Origin of the sequence: Aneurinibacillus sp. Ricciae_BoGa-3 (assembly GCF_028421645.1) — a bacterium.
GTDB lineage: Bacteria > Bacillota > Bacilli > Aneurinibacillales > Aneurinibacillaceae > Aneurinibacillus_B.
In genome coordinates this window covers 424,250-441,487 of the sequence record NZ_CP116888.1, presented here as the reverse complement: position 1 = coordinate 441,487, position 17,238 = coordinate 424,250, and the positions used below count along the sequence as shown (strand labels likewise).

The following is a 17,238-nucleotide window of genomic DNA, read 5'->3' as shown; positions in this document are numbered from 1 at the left end:
ACCATTCCCCCTTGTCGATGATACCTATTTTCCAAAATCCCATCTTTCAAGATATTTAACAAAGATTTTTGCGATATTTTTGGCATCGTCAATTCCTCGATGTGGTGTCCCGTCGAACGTGAATCCTTCTTTCTTTAAAGCCGCTCCAGTGCCAATAGGACGCTCCAAATTCCTAATTTTTTTGTACTGATGCTTTAAACTGATATGCGACTCAGCCCATTTACTATCCAGCCGATGAAGCAAGGATTCCTCTTTTATTTGCTTTTTGTCATAAAATCCCCAGGAGCAAAGAATATAATCGGTTCCTATCCACTCCCGAAACACTTGTATGACATCTGGAAATCCCTTCGCTGAATCAACGTCTTCTTGGCGAATTTTCGTAAGATTTTTGCAGAAATCGGTGAGTACAGGGTTTAGAATCGGTTTGACGAATCGCTGGAATGTATCGACGAGTTCTCCCCGTTCATTTACTTTTACCGCACCAATTTCAATGATTTCATTTTCAATGGTTTTGTTTTTATCACATGTCGCTTCTAGGTCAAATACAATATAGGTTCTTGTCATTTTTTTGTTATTCTCCTGGTTATTTTTATGGTTGTTTACTGTTACGACTCGTTTAGGGTGAATATATTGTTGTCAACTTGATGGGTTGTCAAGAAATTCGATAGCCTTGGAAAATTCCTCGAAGCTTTTACTTCTTCCCATTCTTGTTTGAAAAGACTATCACTTCCACATTCGTGAAAAGCTTCTTGGCAGAATTTAACCGCTTCATCAAAATTCGTTGTGCCTATTTTAAAAGTTATTCCTTGTTTCAAATCAACACACTCCCGTAAATTTCTTATCTTTTAACAATATAACTTTTCATTTATTATATCATTTACAGTTTTTTATGTAAATTATTTTTTACAATAAAACAGGTGGCTTAAATAGCTACTATTTAAGCTACCTTTCGATGAATAGAAAAATCAAAAGTTTTCCCCACAATGATGACATAAATTATTACCATCATTGTGTGTTTCTTTAATACTATAAATCGTGCCGCACGAACAAGTTCTGTTAATATAGTTGATTTCTTGTTGGATATTTTCAGAAGAAGTAACTACGGTTGTCATTTCATCCAGTTCAATTTGAACTTTATCTTCGTTACTATCGAATCCCGTAACCCAACCGTATTCGCCTTTCAACTTACCTTTTTTAATTTCTGCCCCTCTATCGACTACAACTGGTTTCATCAAAACCGCTCCTTTTTATACGTTATAAGTAACGCCTGTTTGTTTGCTTTGTATATTCTATACAAAATTCTCAATCCTAAAAAAGATAAACTAACTCACTATTAGTTCGGTCTTTCTCTAAATCGTAGAACCCATAGAATGGAACCTGCCACGTAACAAATCTGCCCTACATTATAAAGTATGGTTTCCACTATGATAACAGCAAAAACCAACGGGTTCTCCACCCCATTATGCGCATGAGGCGTCTTCTGTAGGATTTGAAACCCAACCAGAAACAGCAGATAACACAAGAGACTTAATCCGAAGAGAATGGAACTCCCTTTGCATTCGAATCGCTTCGTCAAGATAAAAGGAATCAAAATACCTAACCCCATACTGATACTGACCAATAATAACAATCCTGTTCACCTCTCTTCCTCAAAATGAAAAAAGATGCCCGAAGGCATCTTTGCTTAAGCGGATTGATAAGTTTGATTCACAGGTAATCCGTTTTGTGCAAGATTTTTGTTCTTGTACCGCTTGTCATACGTGACTTCTTCTCCGACCCAGGCAGGCGGGACAAACTGTTTTGCCTCCTCTTCGGATAAAAACTCCACTTCAACCGTAATCAATCGGTTCAGTTCCTTATGATACACATCGATTTCTCCAACTTGATTGCCAAGCAGAGCATAATAACGTGTCTTCTCGATAAAGTTATTTAGAATCATACAGGCATAATACTGAAACTTCTCTTCGGAGATTTCTTCTGACTTTTCTTCTCGAACCAAATCTCCCGTAGATTTATGCGTGAGATAGAATTTATCGCCTTCTTTACCAATACGAGTTTCAGGTTCAAAAGAAATATACCCTTGAACGATTTCCTTGTTCGGCAATACTGAAAGCTCTGGAAGCTTTTTAACCAGGAATTTTCGTTCAACCTCCTTCTTATCCGTAATTGAAACAATATCACGAAGGCGTTTTTTCGTATCTTCCCATTCCATATTTTCAATGACGTAATCGGCAAGGACATAATTGGACAGTTCATTCGTTGCATCCATTTGCCATAATCGTTCTTTAATGGCTTCTTCACTGTCTTCTCTCTTCTTCATTCGCTGTACCATGACATCAATCGGAATATGGAAGTAAATAATAACAACGTCATTGGGAAATTGTTCTTTGAGTTGCTGTACACCAAAAGAATCTACAACAGCAAAGTATTTTCCACCTTGAGCGAGCTTGTTTTGTACTTCATGTCTGGATAAACAATAGAAACGACCTGAATCCTTCGGATATTCTGTCCACTCAATTTTGTCAACGGAATCAAATTCTTCTTTGGTCACATAATGATACGTAACACCAGGAATTTCTCCCTTTCTCATAGCCCTAGTTGTGTGTGAAACCAATTCAGGGATTCCTAATTCTTTTAAGTATTGTCCAGAGAATGTTTTTCCCGAACCACTAGCTCCTAAAAGTATATAAATTTTTCTGTCCTTCATTCAAAATCGCTCCTTTTGATGTGTAAGGTTACACCTGTTCTTTTCTAATTGGTATATTATACGTATCAAATACCGTTATATAAGCAATCATATATATTTTGTATTTTATAGTCAACAAAAAAATAGTGCACTCTTATGATTTAATTTAGTCATCCGCTACATAAAGAATATTGCAACAAACCATCATCCTTTTATATTTTGCCAAGCTATGCATCTTTTTCACAATATCAACAGGTTCCATATATAATCCCACGTCAATCGTCACTTCTCTGCCATCTACCCGTATTAGATAGATTAGAGTGTTGTCTTTTCCATCCGCTTGCTTATTGACGATTTGTATCTTCCTAATGGAACTCCATGAAAGGGTTTTTCCATTCACTTGAATGTATCGAGTATCAATGACCAATAATGAGGGCTTATGGACAGATTGTTTATTCGGATAAAAAACAAGGAGCAAGCAAAAGAGACATAACAGGACAAGCACGGCTACGAAAAAAGAAAACTTTACCCCAACAATAAATAGAAGAAGCATTGAGCATAAGATAATCATCTTATTTTTAATCAAATTATTTAAAATGTGTTTTGTTGAATAAATTCTCCATCTGCTTTTAATGAATATTCTTTGTGGTGTTCATTCATATAAGTTGGACTGTTCCATTCTTTCGTAAGTATAATTTCAAGATAAGAGAAACAGACAAGCAGTACTAAAAAAGCACCCTTTTAACATGTTTTGCGAGAAGTCCCCTTCCTCTATAGGTGGGAGATGAATCGCTCTTTTTTCTTGTATAATAATAGAAATTCATAGAAAAGGAGGTGAATCATCACTATGTATCGAGGGCAAAAGATTTATTTTTCTGCTTCTCCAAGAACCATTCAGCAATTGTTTGCGTGTAACCGTATTTCTGCTGACATTTGGAATGATTGTCTTGTGGAAGCAAAAAATTATTTCCTTACCTACAAAAAATGGATAGGAAAATCAGAACTCCAAAAACATCTTAAAGGGAAGTATCGTCTTCATAGTCAGAGCATTCAAGCGGTGGCTCATAAATATTTGGATGCCAGAGATAGTACCCACAAAGCCATTCAAAAAGGAATCAAAACGGCTCGATATCCTCATAAAATGAAGAATCATTTCAATACGAAATGGGTAGATAAAGCCTTTTCCATTTCAAATAACGGAACGATTTCGTTGTCATTAGGGATATTTCACGGAAAACGTGTTTCTCCCTTGGTATTACGAGCCAAACACCTTCCTAAAGGGGATATCAAAGAAATCGAACTTTGCTATGATAATGGACTCTATTTATCTGTTTCTTACGAAGATGGGCAAGAGGAACAACCTTATGAAAAAGGTTTTTCTTGTGCCGTAGATATGGGAGAAATCCATACCATCGCTTCGTTTTGTGAAAACGGAGAAAGCCTTCTGGTGTCAGGTCGCAAGATGCGTAGTCTGCATCGTTTGCGTAATAAAAAAATAGGCGAAATTCAAAAACGCCAAAGTCATTGTCAAAAAGGCTCTCGTCAATGGAAAAAGTATCAACGAGCGAAACGGTACATTCTTTCCAAAAGCGAACATCAATTGCGAGATGCCTTACACAAAACCACCAAAGCGTTTGTGGATTGGTGTATCCAACAAAAGATTTCCGATATCTATGTCGGCAATCCTGAAGGGGTGCAACGAAAGACCAGGAAAAAGAAACGCAAAATGACCAATCAGAAGCTATCTAATTGGAGTTTTGGCAAAACCAAAGATTATTTGAAATACAAGGGAAATACTCAAGGAATTAACGTTTTCTTTGTGAGTGAAGCCTATAGCAGTCAAACATGTCCTGTTTGCAAACGAAAAAAGAAAGTGTCCACTCGAAATTATCGTTGTCACTGTGGGTATACCTCTCACCGAGATATTCACGGAGCCAAAAATATATTGAGTGAATCATTACGAGGTTCATTTGAACCTTGGGAAGTGGAAGCTCTTCCCACGTATCTACGACCCGCATAGTCGGTGAGTAGTAGAAGGTGCGAATCCACCCATTGAAAGATGTTGCTTCTTATAGAGACGAGAAGATTCTCTTTCTTCGTGAAAGCAAAAGACCGAATGGTCTTTCAGGAACTTCTTGACTTGAAAGAGAAGAAACCACCACTTCAAGCTTTGTTAAGTGGTGGGAGATTCATGAGTGCCGTTATGCTTTAAACATGATGGTGCGAGGAACAATAATTTTTTCCGCTTCTCCATCTTGATTGATACACACTATTCCAATAGGTTCATCGGTGTATTCCACAATTTCCGAGAATTTCTCACCTTCAGCATCTTCGTTGGGGTCATACGAGAAGCAGTAGCTTCCAAATTCCGCTTTTCCGTCCTTCTCGTAAAGAACCGTAACGGTTAAATAATCTTCTTCAGTGGTGACTTGGAAAAAACGTAAGGGATACTCATAAATGGCTTCTTCTGCTTTGTTTGCAGGTATTTCTCGTTGTTTAAATGGAATAATGGTAGCCTTCTTACCTGGGGCAAGACTTGGAAAACGGGTATAATCTATTGATTCGTCATCTTTTTTATTCTTATTACTATCCTTTTGTTCTTTGTTTTTAAGTATTTCCATTTGTTTCCTCCTTAATAGTATTCAAGAAATACGGGAGGTCGCCCTCCCTACTTGCATTTTTATAAAGTTGTCGTGTTCGTTTAATCTATGAGAGGATATTTCTTAGTCCAAATCTTGCTTCTGCACTGCGTTGGTTACTTCTTTTAGGGATGTGACAAGACCCGCTAGATTTTGAATCTCGGATGGGATGATAATTTTTGTTGCCTGTCCGTTTGCCAATTTTTCGAAGGTTTCAAGACTACGTATTGCCAACACTTCTTTTGAAGGCTTCGAATTGTTTATCATCTCAATACCTTCTGCAGTAGCTTTTTGAACGGCTAAAATGGCTTGTGCTTCCCCTTCTGCTTCACGAATTTTCGCTTCCTTTTGAGCTTCTCGTTCACCACCCTTATCTTTATTATATAGTCATTTATATAATATAGATTAACTATAGTCAATAATTTTTTATCAATATAATAAGACTTACAAAAAGGAGCCTTTATATAGGCTCCTGATTTTTAGGCTGGTCTCTCATTACGTAAATGAGAACGAATCACCTTCTGTATGGCAAGTATTTCATCCTTGGTAAGTTTCCTTTCGGTTTCAGCATTAGCAATATGAGAGGAAATATCTTTGTAATGGACAATCGGATATTTGGAATTTTCCCTTCCCCATATTACCATGTCCTGTACGTTTTCCGTTCCAATCGCAAGAATATGATGAAGCTTAACGTCGTTTGGTAATACGTTTTTAAGGATATCCATGATAAGCATTTCATGTCGTTCGATTTGGCTGGTCGGTGTATCTGCTGGTTTACTTATTCCGTTGTAAATTTTGTACCACGAACCATCAGGTTTAATTTCAAATTCCCCTTTATAGGTTTTGGTTTCAATATGAAAGACCCCGTTTTCTCCAACTACGAAATGGTCAATCTCTTGATAAAATCCGTTGTCAGCTACCAAATAAAAACCATTGTAGACCTTGTATCCCTTAAAATCTTGGAGCATTTTAAGTCCAAACTGAACACGTCGCTCTCCCGCTTCTCCAATCTCCTTAATCCTTTCCAATCGTTGCTTTTCTGCCTGTAGTAGTTGGGCTTCTTCTTGTTGTTGCCTACGTAGTTGTTCCGCCTGTTCTTGTTGTTGCCAAATTTTTTGCCGTTCTGCATACCTTTTATCCGCTTCAATTTTATCCAATCTTTCCTGCTCTTTTCGTAATTCCTGTTCTTTTTTGCTTTTTATATTTGCTTGTTTTATTTTTCTTCCAACGAAATAAACAATAAACAAAAAAATAGCGTCTGACCACTGTGCATGAATGAGAGAGTCAATCATTAAACCAAACATGATGAATGGGGTACAGAACTTTAGTACAACCCATCCTTTTTTTTGGATGAAAATGAGGCTAAGTACAACTCCTGTCAGGAATGCCACAGTGAGAATGAACATAAGGAAGGAATGCGTGGAAAAAGAAGTATAGCTCAAAAAACAAGCTATAATAAAAGGGATAGCGGGATGGAGTAAGAACAAGGATAGTATCCCTTTGTGCTTCAAAATAACGCCATATACACCTGCCCAACACAACACAAACCCAATAATTAGCATGGCAATGTCAAGCAGATTCCACCCTGCAGATGAATAGCGCATGATGCCTGAAAGAAAAGCTAGAAGCATGCCTGCTGGAACGGCAAGATAACTATATCTGAGTAATTTTTCATATTCTTTATCAAATTTTTCCACGAATTCAACTCCTTTTATAATCTAGGAAATGCTGTTTTACTGATAAATGTTGTAAAAGCGTACATAAAGAAGAGATGGGCTATCCCCTCTTGAATCCTGGTTGATTGGTACTCATGGTCGCTAAAATCGTTTGATGAATCCGTTCGATTTCATACTCAGTAAGTTTTCTATCGGCTTTTTTGTTCTGAATAAACGTGGATATGTCCCTATAGTGGACAATGGGATATTTTGAGTTCTCTCTTCCATGAACTATCTGGACACGTTTTTCTCCCGCATCTCCTGTTTCTTTCCTTTTGTAGCTTTTCTTGTTCTTCACGTTCATCATTTTGAATCCATACGTAATGCTTGTTTATATTCCTTCCCAGGAGATACATAATGATTGCTAAAAACGCATTGGAGTTCTCCTTTTCAATATTATACATGTACTTTAGTCAATATATGTATTATACGAATCTATGGCTTTTATATCAACCAATAAAAATAGGAGGGCGATATCCCTCCTGACTGAATTCTTATGATGCAGTTGTTTCCATAAAAGCGGTTCCTAAACTTTTATGAATGCGGCATCCGTTACATTCCGCATCCAAGCCAATTTGTTCGAAATCCAAATAATGTGCGACTAACGAAAGGTCAATAACATTTTGCTTGCGTATCCTCTTTGTATCTGAAGTTTGTTCCAGATTTTCATAATCACGCAAAGCCATCCCCAATTCCCCTGCTTTGACAATCGCTTCGCCTAAACTTTTTGTATCTGTTACATCCACATAATATTTGAAGTTTCGTTGACCCAACAGATTTAGCGTATCCGTTAAATGATATTCCCTATACCAGTACGCCGTTAAAAACAACTTTAATGTTGCTTCATCATATTTTTTCAATGATTGAATGAATTCATTGACTAAAATAGGATTATCATGCTCCTCTATCTGAATAGGTAACGCTGATTGCCAATCTGAAATCATCATTTCGTGTCCTTTGTGCAACACTTCTAACTTATTCTGAAGGAGTGTTCTTTCCATTGGAAACGTGAACCACTCTCCATCGGCTGGTGAAAGGACTCGTCCAATAAAAATCTTTGCTTGAATATTCATCAATATCCGCTCCTTAAGTAAAATAATAACCTGTTTGATGTTTTATTTAAAAACCTGTTTTATAAAAAATGTACTATATTCTATGTGAATCATAGCTCTTCCATTCAACGACCAAAAAACACACCTAGTAATATAGGTGTGCCAGTTTTATTATTATGATTTGTCGTTATCCTGTCTGTCCTCCGCTTCTTTTTTCCCTTTTCTTACGTTAATAAAAAAGACGACACCAACCATAAGAATAACCATACCAAATAAAATATCCATGCATCCTACCTCCTTTCTTCTTTATGACTTCTCATTCATTGTTGATTTTTTGCTTTGAATCTCAACAATTTGTCATAGCAAAAAATTAAAATACAACCGATAAGAGGGAGAGCCATAAATCCTAAAAGATATTTAAAAGGTGAATGAATAGCCGTAAAGGTTTCGATTCCATTACCTAAAAAAATGGTCAAATAATACAGAACGATGAAACCAACGACCATCCCAATTGCTTCTTCGATTCGCATAAAAACCTCCTTTATCAGCACAGTCTCGTTATGCTTCAAACGATATGTTTCAAACGCTATGATTCTATAATCAAGCTATTTTTTTATACGGAAATGTAAGGGAAACTATTCCCCTTCTCATGTCTAACTGATTATAAAATACAATTATTTTTCTTGTGTATATAAAATGTAGTTCATTTTAGTAATCCCTGCATGTTGAACAAACGCTTCTGTTTTTTCCACAGATGATGGCTTAGCTGTTGTACTCATAACCTCTACGGCTTCTTTTTCCCCTTCTTTATTGATAAAGGCTCCATCTACAGTTCCAGGGAATTGATACGTTTTCGTTAAGTCATCTCGTGTCATCCAGCTATCTTGTTCCTTCTTGCTTCGTTTCAAATAGAATGCCATGAGATTTAAATCGTGTTCGAGAATAAACCCTCGATAGATTTCTTTGATTTCAGGAAGATTTTCTTTGATGAACTGTTCTCCCTTAGTGGTTAACGTGTAGTATTGTTTAATTTTGCCGTTCTCTTTTACTATCTCTTTTGCCAACCATTTTTTCTCTACCGCTTCATCTAATGCTTGTTCCGTTGCACCTACATAATCCTGTGCCATTTCGAGTTCAATGATTCTGCAACGTGCCAAAGCTTTTATCACTTCCATATTCATATACTATAAACCTCCTTTTCTTATTTATTGACTATAATATATATTAGTTTTATAATCTTACTTAGTCAATAAAACATAGGAGGAATACCATGCAAGTCTATATGGTGAGTGATAGAGGCTATTATGTAAAATCAGTACAGACGAACGGAGCCGTCTTTACAAACCAACCGAAGATGGCTCACAGCTTTAGTGATATGACTATGGAGGAATTCGAACGGTTAAAAGAAAAAGTGGAAACCTCATTAAAATGTGAATTGGTGGTCGAATTTCACTGACCAGCATACATACTTGGCGAAAAATATAATAAAGATGCAAAGGCTTTATTAATAAAATTATATGTATACTACAATGAAAGAGTGGGTGTATATCAGATGGAGCAAGGCAAAATTGCTTTAGCTATTGGCGTTATAATTATTTGTTTAGGGATGTTCACCTATTTATTATTTTCTTCGCATCAACACTTTCAAGAATATCAGAAAGAACAACAACAGCAATTGAATAAAGCAGTTGATGATTATGCAAAAACAGCTTTGGAAGTTAAACAATTTACTATGGATAGGGAAAATGAAGTAAAATTTAAATTAGGTGCATCTACAAATATTCTTACAGAAGACGGAAATTCGTGGACAGCTACGAGCAACGACAAAATGTACACAATCACTTTCGAGGATGCACAAACAAAACCGACAGGATTTTATATCAATGGACAAAAAATTAAATAGAAAAAAAGAAAAAATGAAAACCTCTTAAGTTTTTTAAGAGGCTTTTCTTCTGATGAAAAATATAACAAAGAGATTTGGAGGTCTATCGCAAATGAACATTGTCGTCAAATTTTTACTTCTATTTTTTTTAATGCTGGGCGGTGTAACTATTGTTTTTGGTGGGCTTGCCTATCTATATCTTTCTATCTTCCACGCAATTCAGTATGGTGACGCAATCCCATATGTTAAAGGTCAGCAAAGGCATCAACAGCAACAGCTATCCTTTCATGATTTATATTTAGAAAAGAACAGAAGAAATTAACGATGGATAGGGAACATGAAGTCAAATTAAAATTAGGTACATCTACAGATTTTCTTGCAGAAGATGGAGATGTATGGACAGCTACGAGAAATGATAAAATCTACACAATTGTTTTCAAGGATGCACAAACAAAACCGACAGGATTTTATATCAATGGGCAGAAAATGAAATAGGAAATGAATATAAAAAGGAAAAACCTCTTAAGATTTTTAAGAGGTTTTTTTTCGGTATTCTACGGGTAAAAATTCTCTATCATTACACTCATTTAGCGAAATGTCCGTCATTTCCTGTATGTTATCGTTTTGTGCTGAAATCATACAATCAATGGCATAAAGAAGGATTTCATCCGTTATCGCTTGCGATTTTCTTCGTTTCGCTACTTCTAAAGCTTTGACTACGACATTTTCAATCTCCGCTTGCGTATAGTTTTCGGTCTTATCCGCAAGAATTGTATAATCGGTGACGTGATAAGGAAAGTTCGTCTTGGCTAAATGAATCGCAAAAACTCCTTTGCGCTCTTCTGCAGTTGGCGGAAGAAACGGGATTTTTTTATCGAATCGCCCTGCCCTTTTTAGGGCTTCATCCAACTTATTCGGATAGTTCGTTGCCCCAATCCAGAGAATTTTTCCTCGATGGGAAGGCTCGGACAGAAAGGCAAGGAACATGCCAAACAAGTTTTTGGTGACTGAATTGGAATCACTGTCTCCCCTTGAAAGAACCTGGTCTACTTCATCGATAAAAACACCTACGGGAGCCAATGAACGAAAACAGTTCATGGCTTTCTCCAGATTTCTTTCCGATTCACTTACATATTTACCTAATATTTTACTCATTTTAAATTCAACAAAGTTAATATTGGCGTCACCTGCAAGGCACTTGGAAAAATAGGTTTTCCCTGTCCCTGGAGGACCCATATACAAAAGTCCTTTTGGAACAATAGTTGTATCTCCTTCTAAAATTGGGTCAATGACAACTTCTCGATGATAGGATTTAATGTGTTCCTGTCCAGCAAAGTTATCCAAGGAATAACCCTCTGTGTCATAAATTTCAATGATTTCCCCGAACTCTTTGTAAATGAGTTCCTTCTTTCGCTCCATAATGCTATCTTTATCTAAAACACCTTTGTCTTCTGCCAATAAGTAAATATCCTCAATATTCACTCGTGACAGTCCAGCCGTTAGTTTGGCGAATTTCTTTTCGTCAATCAGAAAACGTACGGGCTTTTGACTGGTGCTTTTTAGATGTTGGATAAACGCATACCGTTCTTCCTCTTTTGGGTAATCAATTTCAATGGGGACGGTACGAGCATTGGAACTAATGAACATACTATTAATACTACTTTTTACTTCGGTAACAAAAATCAGTATGTTGTTGGAAAATAAAAAATCCCGACTGTTAATGACTTTATGAAGGTCGATTAACCGCTTCTTTGTGTCTTCTTCGATATATCCATTATTGGCGTTTGGAACAAGAAATTCAGGATATTCAATGATGTAGGCTACTTTTCCATCCGTGTTCTGTAAGTCTTCTACCATTTGAAGCCAATCACTTACAATCTGCCGTTCTTCTCCTTCTTCCAGTTCGTTTCCAACACGATACACACTTCCCGCTGAATAATCATAGGTAATTATCTTTTCCATCCCTAATTGGGAAAGTTCCTGAACCAAGTAATCCATAAACATAATTCCAGGAACGGCATAATCACCAATATTACCTGTAATCATGAACAGGTTGCTAATTCCTGCGTGATACTTTTCCTTTAGTGTTTCTATCCATTCCGTCTTCATGGTTCCACTCCTCACCCTATTTACAACTTCACAAAATCTCTACCATTTCATCAATGGAAAGACTGTAATATTTTTCATTGCCCAACATGCCACTTTTGTATTTGTTTACATCCGTGTGCTTTAAGGCTTGACCAAGCACATGAAGCATTTCTTCAAATCCATGAATCTCAATGTTTTTCCCCTTCTTTTTTCGCCTTATCGTTGATATAATACATAATCGCTTTGTTGTATTTAATTGAAAAACGACCATTATCAATAATTGATGGCGAAGTAATCAAAAAAGGATAGCGTTCATCTTTTGACTCAATGGCATATAAGGATTCTTTTCCTGTGCTAAAATTTTGATTCAGCCTACGAAGGTCGATTAAGATTTCTTGTTTCACCCGCATAACCTGGTCAAACTTTTGTTCATCTCGTTTGCTAAAATAGATGAATGTGGATTTATCCCGTCGTCGGATTTCTACTGCCTTTTTGTCTTCATCAACGATGTAGTCAGCCCCTTGAAATGCTGAACAAAAATTAAACTGAAGTTGCCGATTGTCGTTTAAAAAAGGAAGATAAAACGTCACGTCTTGCCCTTTTTCTGTTTTCAGTTTAAGTTCACTTATTAACGTTAGAGCCATTTTTATCTCTCCTTTATTTAAGTAAAATTTTTCACCTGTTTTGTGTGCTTCTTTTCATTTTATACAGCGGGAGCTATATTATAAGATGTCGTGAAAAACGGAGGGCAACAAAAAAACATGAGGAATACTCATGTTCTCTGCTAGTGTTTAATTGGAAACTCGTCTATGGTGTTATCTGCAATCTCTTTGATTTTCATAATGTTTAATAAGGCACGGGCTGTAATATCATTATTATCAATCTTCGTGCTGATAATCCCTCTTACTTTGTTATTTTCGAATAAGGAAATATCGGCATTTGTATCGCCGTCCTCACTTTTTACTTTAAACGAGATGCACGATACCCATGCTCTATCCGCACCAAATTCTTTTTTTATCTTGTCCAAAGTTTCTTGCGATATCTTGTTTAGGAATTCTTCGAGGGAATGAAAGGTATCCCTTTCAAACATTGCTTCTTCATCATCTTCCGTCACCCCATGAATGAAGCGATTAATCGAATCAAAACCGTAACTGTATTCAATATACCCGTTAAATTCTTTTGCACCTTTTGCAATAATCATTTGTTCTCTCTCCTTCAATCCTTATTGAACCAAAGCCAGTCGTTCTTGATGAAACAAATTGTCAAAATCCACTTCGTCTAACATTTCATCGATATAAGAGAAAACATCTTCAAAGAGAATTCCATTTGTGTGTACAGTTAACAACGTATGTTGTTTTGAAAGGTTTTCCAATACTTTTTGTACCCCTTCAAGTCCAATCGCAAAATAATTTTTAATATATTCGCCCGTTACTCCAGGATTTACTTTAAATCCTTTGAAATTATCCACAAACTCTTTATGTAATCGTTCCGTTGTGACTTCTTCTTTTGCTACGAGTTGAATCGTCCGTAAAATTTCTTCTTTATCGATTGAATGAAGCACTTCCATCGCTTCCACACATGTACCCATTACTAAATTTTCATTATAAGAAAAAGACATTTCTACATCCCCTTTGTCGCATTATCTATAATCCATTATAGTTGCGAAATTGCCTAAAGTCAATATTGGGCGTAAAAATGTCTTTTTATTTTTTTAGAACCAGCTATTTACCGTTTCTTCGGCTTTCATGGTTCCTTGTACATACTCTACCGCTTTGCCTGTCGTGGCAAAACCACTAATTCCTTTGTTGTAACTACTCCAAACAGCGTCTTTTAACGCCTGTCCAGTAAGTCCTTGACTTTTGTATAGTTGATAGAGTTGAGAAAGCATATATGTTCCCCACTCAATATTGACATAAGGGTCAAGTGGTGCGTTTGGGGTTCCAAGTTCACTCGCTAAATCAGCATGATTCACAATGTTGATTTGGAAATATCCATAATCGTTTGTGCTACTGATTTGGTTTTGGTTGAAACCACTCTCATGTAGAATAACCGCAAGTGTATCTTTTAAATCCAACCCACGAGCCTTCACTTTATCATAGAGGAAAGCTTGTTGCTCTCTTGGCATCGGAACATTTGGATTGTACCATCCATGTCCTGAATCGCTTCTGGATGATAAAGTCGAACGGTATTGTAGATTGTCTGCTTGAAGTTTTGCTTGAGCTTCTGCCCTTGCTTTTGCTTCCGCTTTGGATTTTGTCTCTTGTTCTGCTTTGCGTTTGGCTTCTTCCGCTTTTTTCTTAGCGATTTCCGCTTGTTTTTTCGCCTGAAGCTCTTGTTCTGCTTTTGCCAATAAGCCGTCTTTTTGTTCGTTATTCAAAGAAACAGCGTCATAATTATAACTTGACGACACCGTCACACTTGGGCTTGGTACTGGTGGTTTCTGTACGTCTCCAAAAGCACCATGTGCCATAAAGGTTGCCCCCATAATTGATAGCAAAACTGCACCCGCTATCACCTGTTTCGCTTGATTGGTCGTTGGTAACTTGTCTTTTGTGTTTTCTTTTTTGTCTTTCATCATGGCCTCCTCGTATTCCGTTTTTTTATTGCTTTTTAGAAAATTGTTTCATTATATACACTTGCATCAGGCATCATAAGTTCAACAACGTTTAACAAATAGAAAAAGCCTTGATATTTCAAGGCTTTCCCATAAATGAATCGATATAATGAATGATGCTTAATAATGAAAGCAAAAAGGATAGTGAATCGTTAAATAACTTGCATTGACCGTTTACAGGTAAACCTTATAAAAGTAGACCATTCAAAATGGACTATTTATTTGTTCGGTCTTTTACAAACCAATCAACCGTTTTTTCAGTTGATTTGCCTTGCCCTTGACCCGTTCAAGTTCATTCCCTGAACTTTTTTTCTTATTCGTACAAATCTCTACGGTGTAATCGTCGCCATCTATTTCTGCAATCCGACCTGGATAGACTTCCTTCGTATCATACGTAAACCAAACAAAATCGCCTTTTTTAAATTCCAAAAAAAGACCTCCTTTTTTTATTTCTTACTTCTACTCAAGTTTAGCATCCGATTTTGACTATGGTCAATAAAAGTGATGTCGTACAAGGTTTTACCCCACAAAAAAACGACCACCATCGGTAGTCGTCCTTTAAAGCTCTAACGCATTATTTTTCCACGTTTTCGTTGTCAGTTGTTTTCTGTGTTTTATCATGGTTTGCTTTTACTTTGTGTTCTTTTGCATCTTTTCCATTTGGATGTGTAAACTTTTCTGGCGATTTCGCTTTTAAGGCTTCCCAAATCTGTTTATCGGTTTTACCTGCAGTTTGAATACCTGCTTTCGATGCAGCATTCATGAGCTTTTCATGTTTCGCAGATTGAAATTTTTTCGCCAATTCTTCTTTAACTTGCTTGTCTGTTTTACCCGCTGCTTGTATTCCTGATTTGTTTGCTTTCTCCATCAATTTATCGTGAAACTTAGCTTGAATCGCTTCTTTCAATTCGGTATCCGTTTTTCCAGTTGCCGAAACCCCCAACTTATTTGCCACCTTAATCAAGCGTTCATGTTTCGCTGGCGGTGAGAGTTTCTTTTCTTGAGCGTGTTTATGCCAAGATTGCTGATGATTTACCTCAACCTGACCTTTTGATGCCGTACCTTCTTTGGTGATTTCTTGGGCAAATACAGGGGTAGCCGAAGCCAATAGAATGGCTCCTGCGGCTAAACTAAGCAATGTTTTTTTCATATGTTATCTACTTCTCCTTTTTTTAATATTTTTTTTACGTTCATTAAAGACCGTTTTATATTATAGATAGCTCAGTGGTCATCTATTCCATAAAACGCTATACGAAAAAACCACCTACCTAAAAGGCAGATGGTTTTGCTTTTGATTAAGATTGTGATGTTGTATTTGTTAAAGCGCCGTCTACGGATGTCGTTTCGTCAGTAGAAACCGTTGTAAGTTCTGCACCAGAAGTTGTTGTGGTGGCATCCGTAGAAGTGTTGACCGTTAGGGAATCCCCTGTTGCGGTTTTTTCATCAACACCTACACCTGGTGAAATTTCTTTAAACAGACTTTTAAGTTTCGTAATGATATTTTTATGAAGTTGTTTGTCACTTAAACCTGTCGAAGAAATCCCTAATTGTTTCGCTACATTTAAAAGCCTTGTATGTGCTTGTACATCTTGTTGGCTCTTAACTGCTTGCTTTTTTTGTTTGTGTTTTTTCTCCGATGCGTCGGCTAGCTTCTTTATTTTCTGTGTTAATTGATTTTGAGACTTAGCTTTGTGACTAAAAGACTGATTTTGAAGAGACTTTTGTGAGCTTGTTCTCGTTTGTTCTGCAACCTGTGGAGTTGATTGTGGACTTACCATCTGTACCGTTTGTTGAGTACCTTTTGCGAACGCTGGTGTTACTGCGGATGTCATAACCGCTCCAAGTGCTAATGCAATCACTGTTTTTTTCATTTTTCTTTCTCTCCTTTTGTTTTGTTTGTCATTTGTTGGTTAACAAATTATCCTATTTGTATAGTGCCATTCCCATTAGGGAAAGTAGACAGCATCCTATGAAACTTGTAGTTCAGGTTTTTCCTTTTGGGCAACTTCGCAGACAAACTCATAAAATTCTTTCCATGAGTAAATCCGTTTCAAGCCCTTCAAAAACGCATAACTTCCCTCTGTATTGCGATTCCAGTAATTATCAAATATCACAGGATAACGACATTGGGATGTTTTCAGATTGTGTGGAGCGTCATCTAGCATGATGTCGCCTTTTAACAAATCCTTTCGGGTTATGGGGATGATGTTTTGGAATGGAATAAAAGGAAAATGTTCTTCAAACCAATCGATTTTATCCATAATCCCATTTTTCGATGAGGAAGTAGCAATCACCACATTGTGTCCATCCTCAATGAGTTTTTGAATATAAAATGGAGCCATTTCTTTGACGGGAAGTTCTCTAAAAAATCCAGGTTGTTCAAAACATGATGCGATATTCGTACCTGGTTTTTGGACTAAGCTTAAATCCCAATCCAATACTTGTTCAATTTTAATATCGGTTTGATTTTTCCTGTTATACCAATCTAATGCCTTCTGTGTCGTATCCGCACACACATCATCAGCATCCAATATAAGTTGAAGTGGTTTCATTGCGCCTCCT

At 36.8% G+C, this 17,238-nt stretch carries 24 protein-coding genes and 1 pseudogene; 5 read left to right on the top strand and 20 right to left on the bottom strand.

Going from position 1 to position 17,238, the window contains the following annotated elements:
- Window positions 1–24: 24 nt before the first annotated feature.
- The 5 genes from PP175_RS27835 to PP175_RS27815 form a co-directional block, all read right to left on the bottom strand.
- Window positions 25–564, bottom strand: a complete 540-nt coding sequence (locus tag PP175_RS27835; RefSeq protein ID WP_272443464.1) for a 3'-5' exonuclease — start codon at window positions 562–564, stop codon at window positions 25–27.
- Between the two features lie 41 nt (window positions 565–605).
- Window positions 606–815: a hypothetical protein gene (locus PP175_RS27830; protein ID WP_272443463.1), complete on the bottom strand. Its 210-nt coding sequence runs from the start codon at window positions 813–815 to the stop codon at window positions 606–608.
- 150 nt (window positions 816–965) lie between these two features.
- Window positions 966–1,232, bottom strand: a complete 267-nt coding sequence (locus PP175_RS27825; RefSeq protein WP_272443462.1) for a hypothetical protein — start codon at window positions 1,230–1,232, stop codon at window positions 966–968.
- 228 nt (window positions 1,233–1,460) lie between these two features.
- Window positions 1,461–1,640, bottom strand: a complete 180-nt coding sequence (locus PP175_RS27820) for a hypothetical protein (protein WP_272443461.1) — start codon at window positions 1,638–1,640, stop codon at window positions 1,461–1,463.
- Between the two features lie 44 nt (window positions 1,641–1,684).
- Entirely contained in the window at window positions 1,685–2,707 is a 1,023-nt protein-coding gene (locus PP175_RS27815; RefSeq protein WP_272443460.1) for a hypothetical protein, read from the bottom strand.
- Window positions 2,708–3,533: 826 nt separating this feature from the next.
- Here PP175_RS27815 and PP175_RS27810 point away from each other — a divergent pair.
- Entirely contained in the window at window positions 3,534–4,706 is a 1,173-nt protein-coding gene (locus PP175_RS27810) for an RNA-guided endonuclease InsQ/TnpB family protein (protein WP_272443459.1), read from the top strand.
- Between the two features lie 181 nt (window positions 4,707–4,887).
- On the opposite strand, the gene PP175_RS27805 is transcribed toward PP175_RS27810, so the two are convergent.
- From PP175_RS27805 to PP175_RS27780, 6 genes and pseudogenes are all read right to left on the bottom strand, one after another.
- Window positions 4,888–5,307 carry a hypothetical protein gene (locus PP175_RS27805; RefSeq protein WP_272443458.1) on the bottom strand — a complete coding sequence of 140 codons (420 nt, stop codon included), beginning with the start codon at window positions 5,305–5,307 and terminating at the stop codon, window positions 4,888–4,890.
- A gap of 102 nt (window positions 5,308–5,409) precedes the next feature.
- A pseudogene (locus PP175_RS27800) lies at window positions 5,410–5,682 on the bottom strand (SPFH domain-containing protein); the annotation flags it as partial.
- A 122-nt stretch (window positions 5,683–5,804) separates the two neighbouring features.
- Window positions 5,805–7,022, bottom strand: a complete 1,218-nt coding sequence (locus PP175_RS27795; protein ID WP_272443457.1) for an NERD domain-containing protein — start codon at window positions 7,020–7,022, stop codon at window positions 5,805–5,807.
- A gap of 512 nt (window positions 7,023–7,534) precedes the next feature.
- Window positions 7,535–8,113 carry an antirestriction protein ArdA gene (locus tag PP175_RS27790; RefSeq protein WP_272443456.1) on the bottom strand — a complete coding sequence of 193 codons (579 nt, stop codon included), beginning with the start codon at window positions 8,111–8,113 and terminating at the stop codon, window positions 7,535–7,537.
- 299 nt (window positions 8,114–8,412) lie between these two features.
- The gene (locus PP175_RS27785; protein WP_272443455.1) at window positions 8,413–8,622 is read right to left on the bottom strand and encodes a hypothetical protein; all 210 of its coding nucleotides are present in this window, start codon (window positions 8,620–8,622) and stop codon (window positions 8,413–8,415) included.
- 144 nt (window positions 8,623–8,766) lie between these two features.
- Window positions 8,767–9,273 (bottom strand): hypothetical protein, encoded by a 507-nt coding sequence (locus PP175_RS27780; protein ID WP_272443454.1) that lies wholly within the window; start codon window positions 9,271–9,273, stop codon window positions 8,767–8,769.
- A gap of 89 nt (window positions 9,274–9,362) precedes the next feature.
- On the opposite strand from PP175_RS27780, the gene PP175_RS27775 reads away from it, so the two are divergent.
- The 4 genes from PP175_RS27775 to PP175_RS27760 all read left to right on the top strand — a co-directional run bounded on the left by PP175_RS27775 (window position 9,363) and on the right by PP175_RS27760 (window position 10,469).
- A complete protein-coding gene (locus PP175_RS27775) occupies window positions 9,363–9,548 on the top strand; it encodes a hypothetical protein (RefSeq protein ID WP_272443453.1) in 186 nt (61 codons plus the stop codon).
- A gap of 96 nt (window positions 9,549–9,644) precedes the next feature.
- A complete protein-coding gene (locus tag PP175_RS27770) occupies window positions 9,645–9,995 on the top strand; it encodes a hypothetical protein (RefSeq protein WP_272443452.1) in 351 nt (116 codons plus the stop codon).
- A gap of 91 nt (window positions 9,996–10,086) precedes the next feature.
- The gene (locus tag PP175_RS27765) at window positions 10,087–10,296 is read left to right on the top strand and encodes a hypothetical protein (protein WP_272443451.1); all 210 of its coding nucleotides are present in this window, start codon (window positions 10,087–10,089) and stop codon (window positions 10,294–10,296) included.
- Window positions 10,297–10,298: 2 nt separating this feature from the next.
- Window positions 10,299–10,469, top strand: a complete 171-nt coding sequence (locus tag PP175_RS27760) for a hypothetical protein (protein ID WP_272443450.1) — start codon at window positions 10,299–10,301, stop codon at window positions 10,467–10,469.
- A gap of 36 nt (window positions 10,470–10,505) precedes the next feature.
- On the opposite strand, the gene PP175_RS27755 is transcribed toward PP175_RS27760, so the two are convergent.
- From PP175_RS27755 to PP175_RS27715, 9 genes are all read right to left on the bottom strand, one after another.
- Window positions 10,506–12,083, bottom strand: a complete 1,578-nt coding sequence (locus PP175_RS27755; protein ID WP_272443449.1) for an ATP-binding protein — start codon at window positions 12,081–12,083, stop codon at window positions 10,506–10,508.
- Window positions 12,084–12,250: 167 nt separating this feature from the next.
- Window positions 12,251–12,706: a hypothetical protein gene (locus tag PP175_RS27750; RefSeq protein WP_272443448.1), complete on the bottom strand. Its 456-nt coding sequence runs from the start codon at window positions 12,704–12,706 to the stop codon at window positions 12,251–12,253.
- A 140-nt stretch (window positions 12,707–12,846) separates the two neighbouring features.
- Window positions 12,847–13,263 carry a hypothetical protein gene (locus PP175_RS27745; protein WP_272443447.1) on the bottom strand — a complete coding sequence of 139 codons (417 nt, stop codon included), beginning with the start codon at window positions 13,261–13,263 and terminating at the stop codon, window positions 12,847–12,849.
- A gap of 21 nt (window positions 13,264–13,284) precedes the next feature.
- The gene (locus tag PP175_RS27740; RefSeq protein WP_272443446.1) at window positions 13,285–13,680 is read right to left on the bottom strand and encodes a hypothetical protein; all 396 of its coding nucleotides are present in this window, start codon (window positions 13,678–13,680) and stop codon (window positions 13,285–13,287) included.
- Window positions 13,681–13,773: 93 nt separating this feature from the next.
- Complete coding sequence (locus PP175_RS27735) at window positions 13,774–14,640, bottom strand: transglycosylase SLT domain-containing protein (RefSeq protein WP_272443445.1); 867 nt, start codon at window positions 14,638–14,640, stop codon at window positions 13,774–13,776.
- Between the two features lie 270 nt (window positions 14,641–14,910).
- Window positions 14,911–15,105 (bottom strand): hypothetical protein, encoded by a 195-nt coding sequence (locus PP175_RS27730; protein WP_272443444.1) that lies wholly within the window; start codon window positions 15,103–15,105, stop codon window positions 14,911–14,913.
- Between the two features lie 145 nt (window positions 15,106–15,250).
- The gene (locus PP175_RS27725; protein ID WP_272443443.1) at window positions 15,251–15,826 is read right to left on the bottom strand and encodes a hypothetical protein; all 576 of its coding nucleotides are present in this window, start codon (window positions 15,824–15,826) and stop codon (window positions 15,251–15,253) included.
- Window positions 15,827–15,971: 145 nt separating this feature from the next.
- Window positions 15,972–16,547 carry a hypothetical protein gene (locus PP175_RS27720; protein WP_272443442.1) on the bottom strand — a complete coding sequence of 192 codons (576 nt, stop codon included), beginning with the start codon at window positions 16,545–16,547 and terminating at the stop codon, window positions 15,972–15,974.
- A gap of 96 nt (window positions 16,548–16,643) precedes the next feature.
- Window positions 16,644–17,228 (bottom strand): 5' nucleotidase, NT5C type, encoded by a 585-nt coding sequence (locus PP175_RS27715; RefSeq protein WP_272443441.1) that lies wholly within the window; start codon window positions 17,226–17,228, stop codon window positions 16,644–16,646.
- Between the last annotated feature and the right edge of the window lie 10 nt (window positions 17,229–17,238).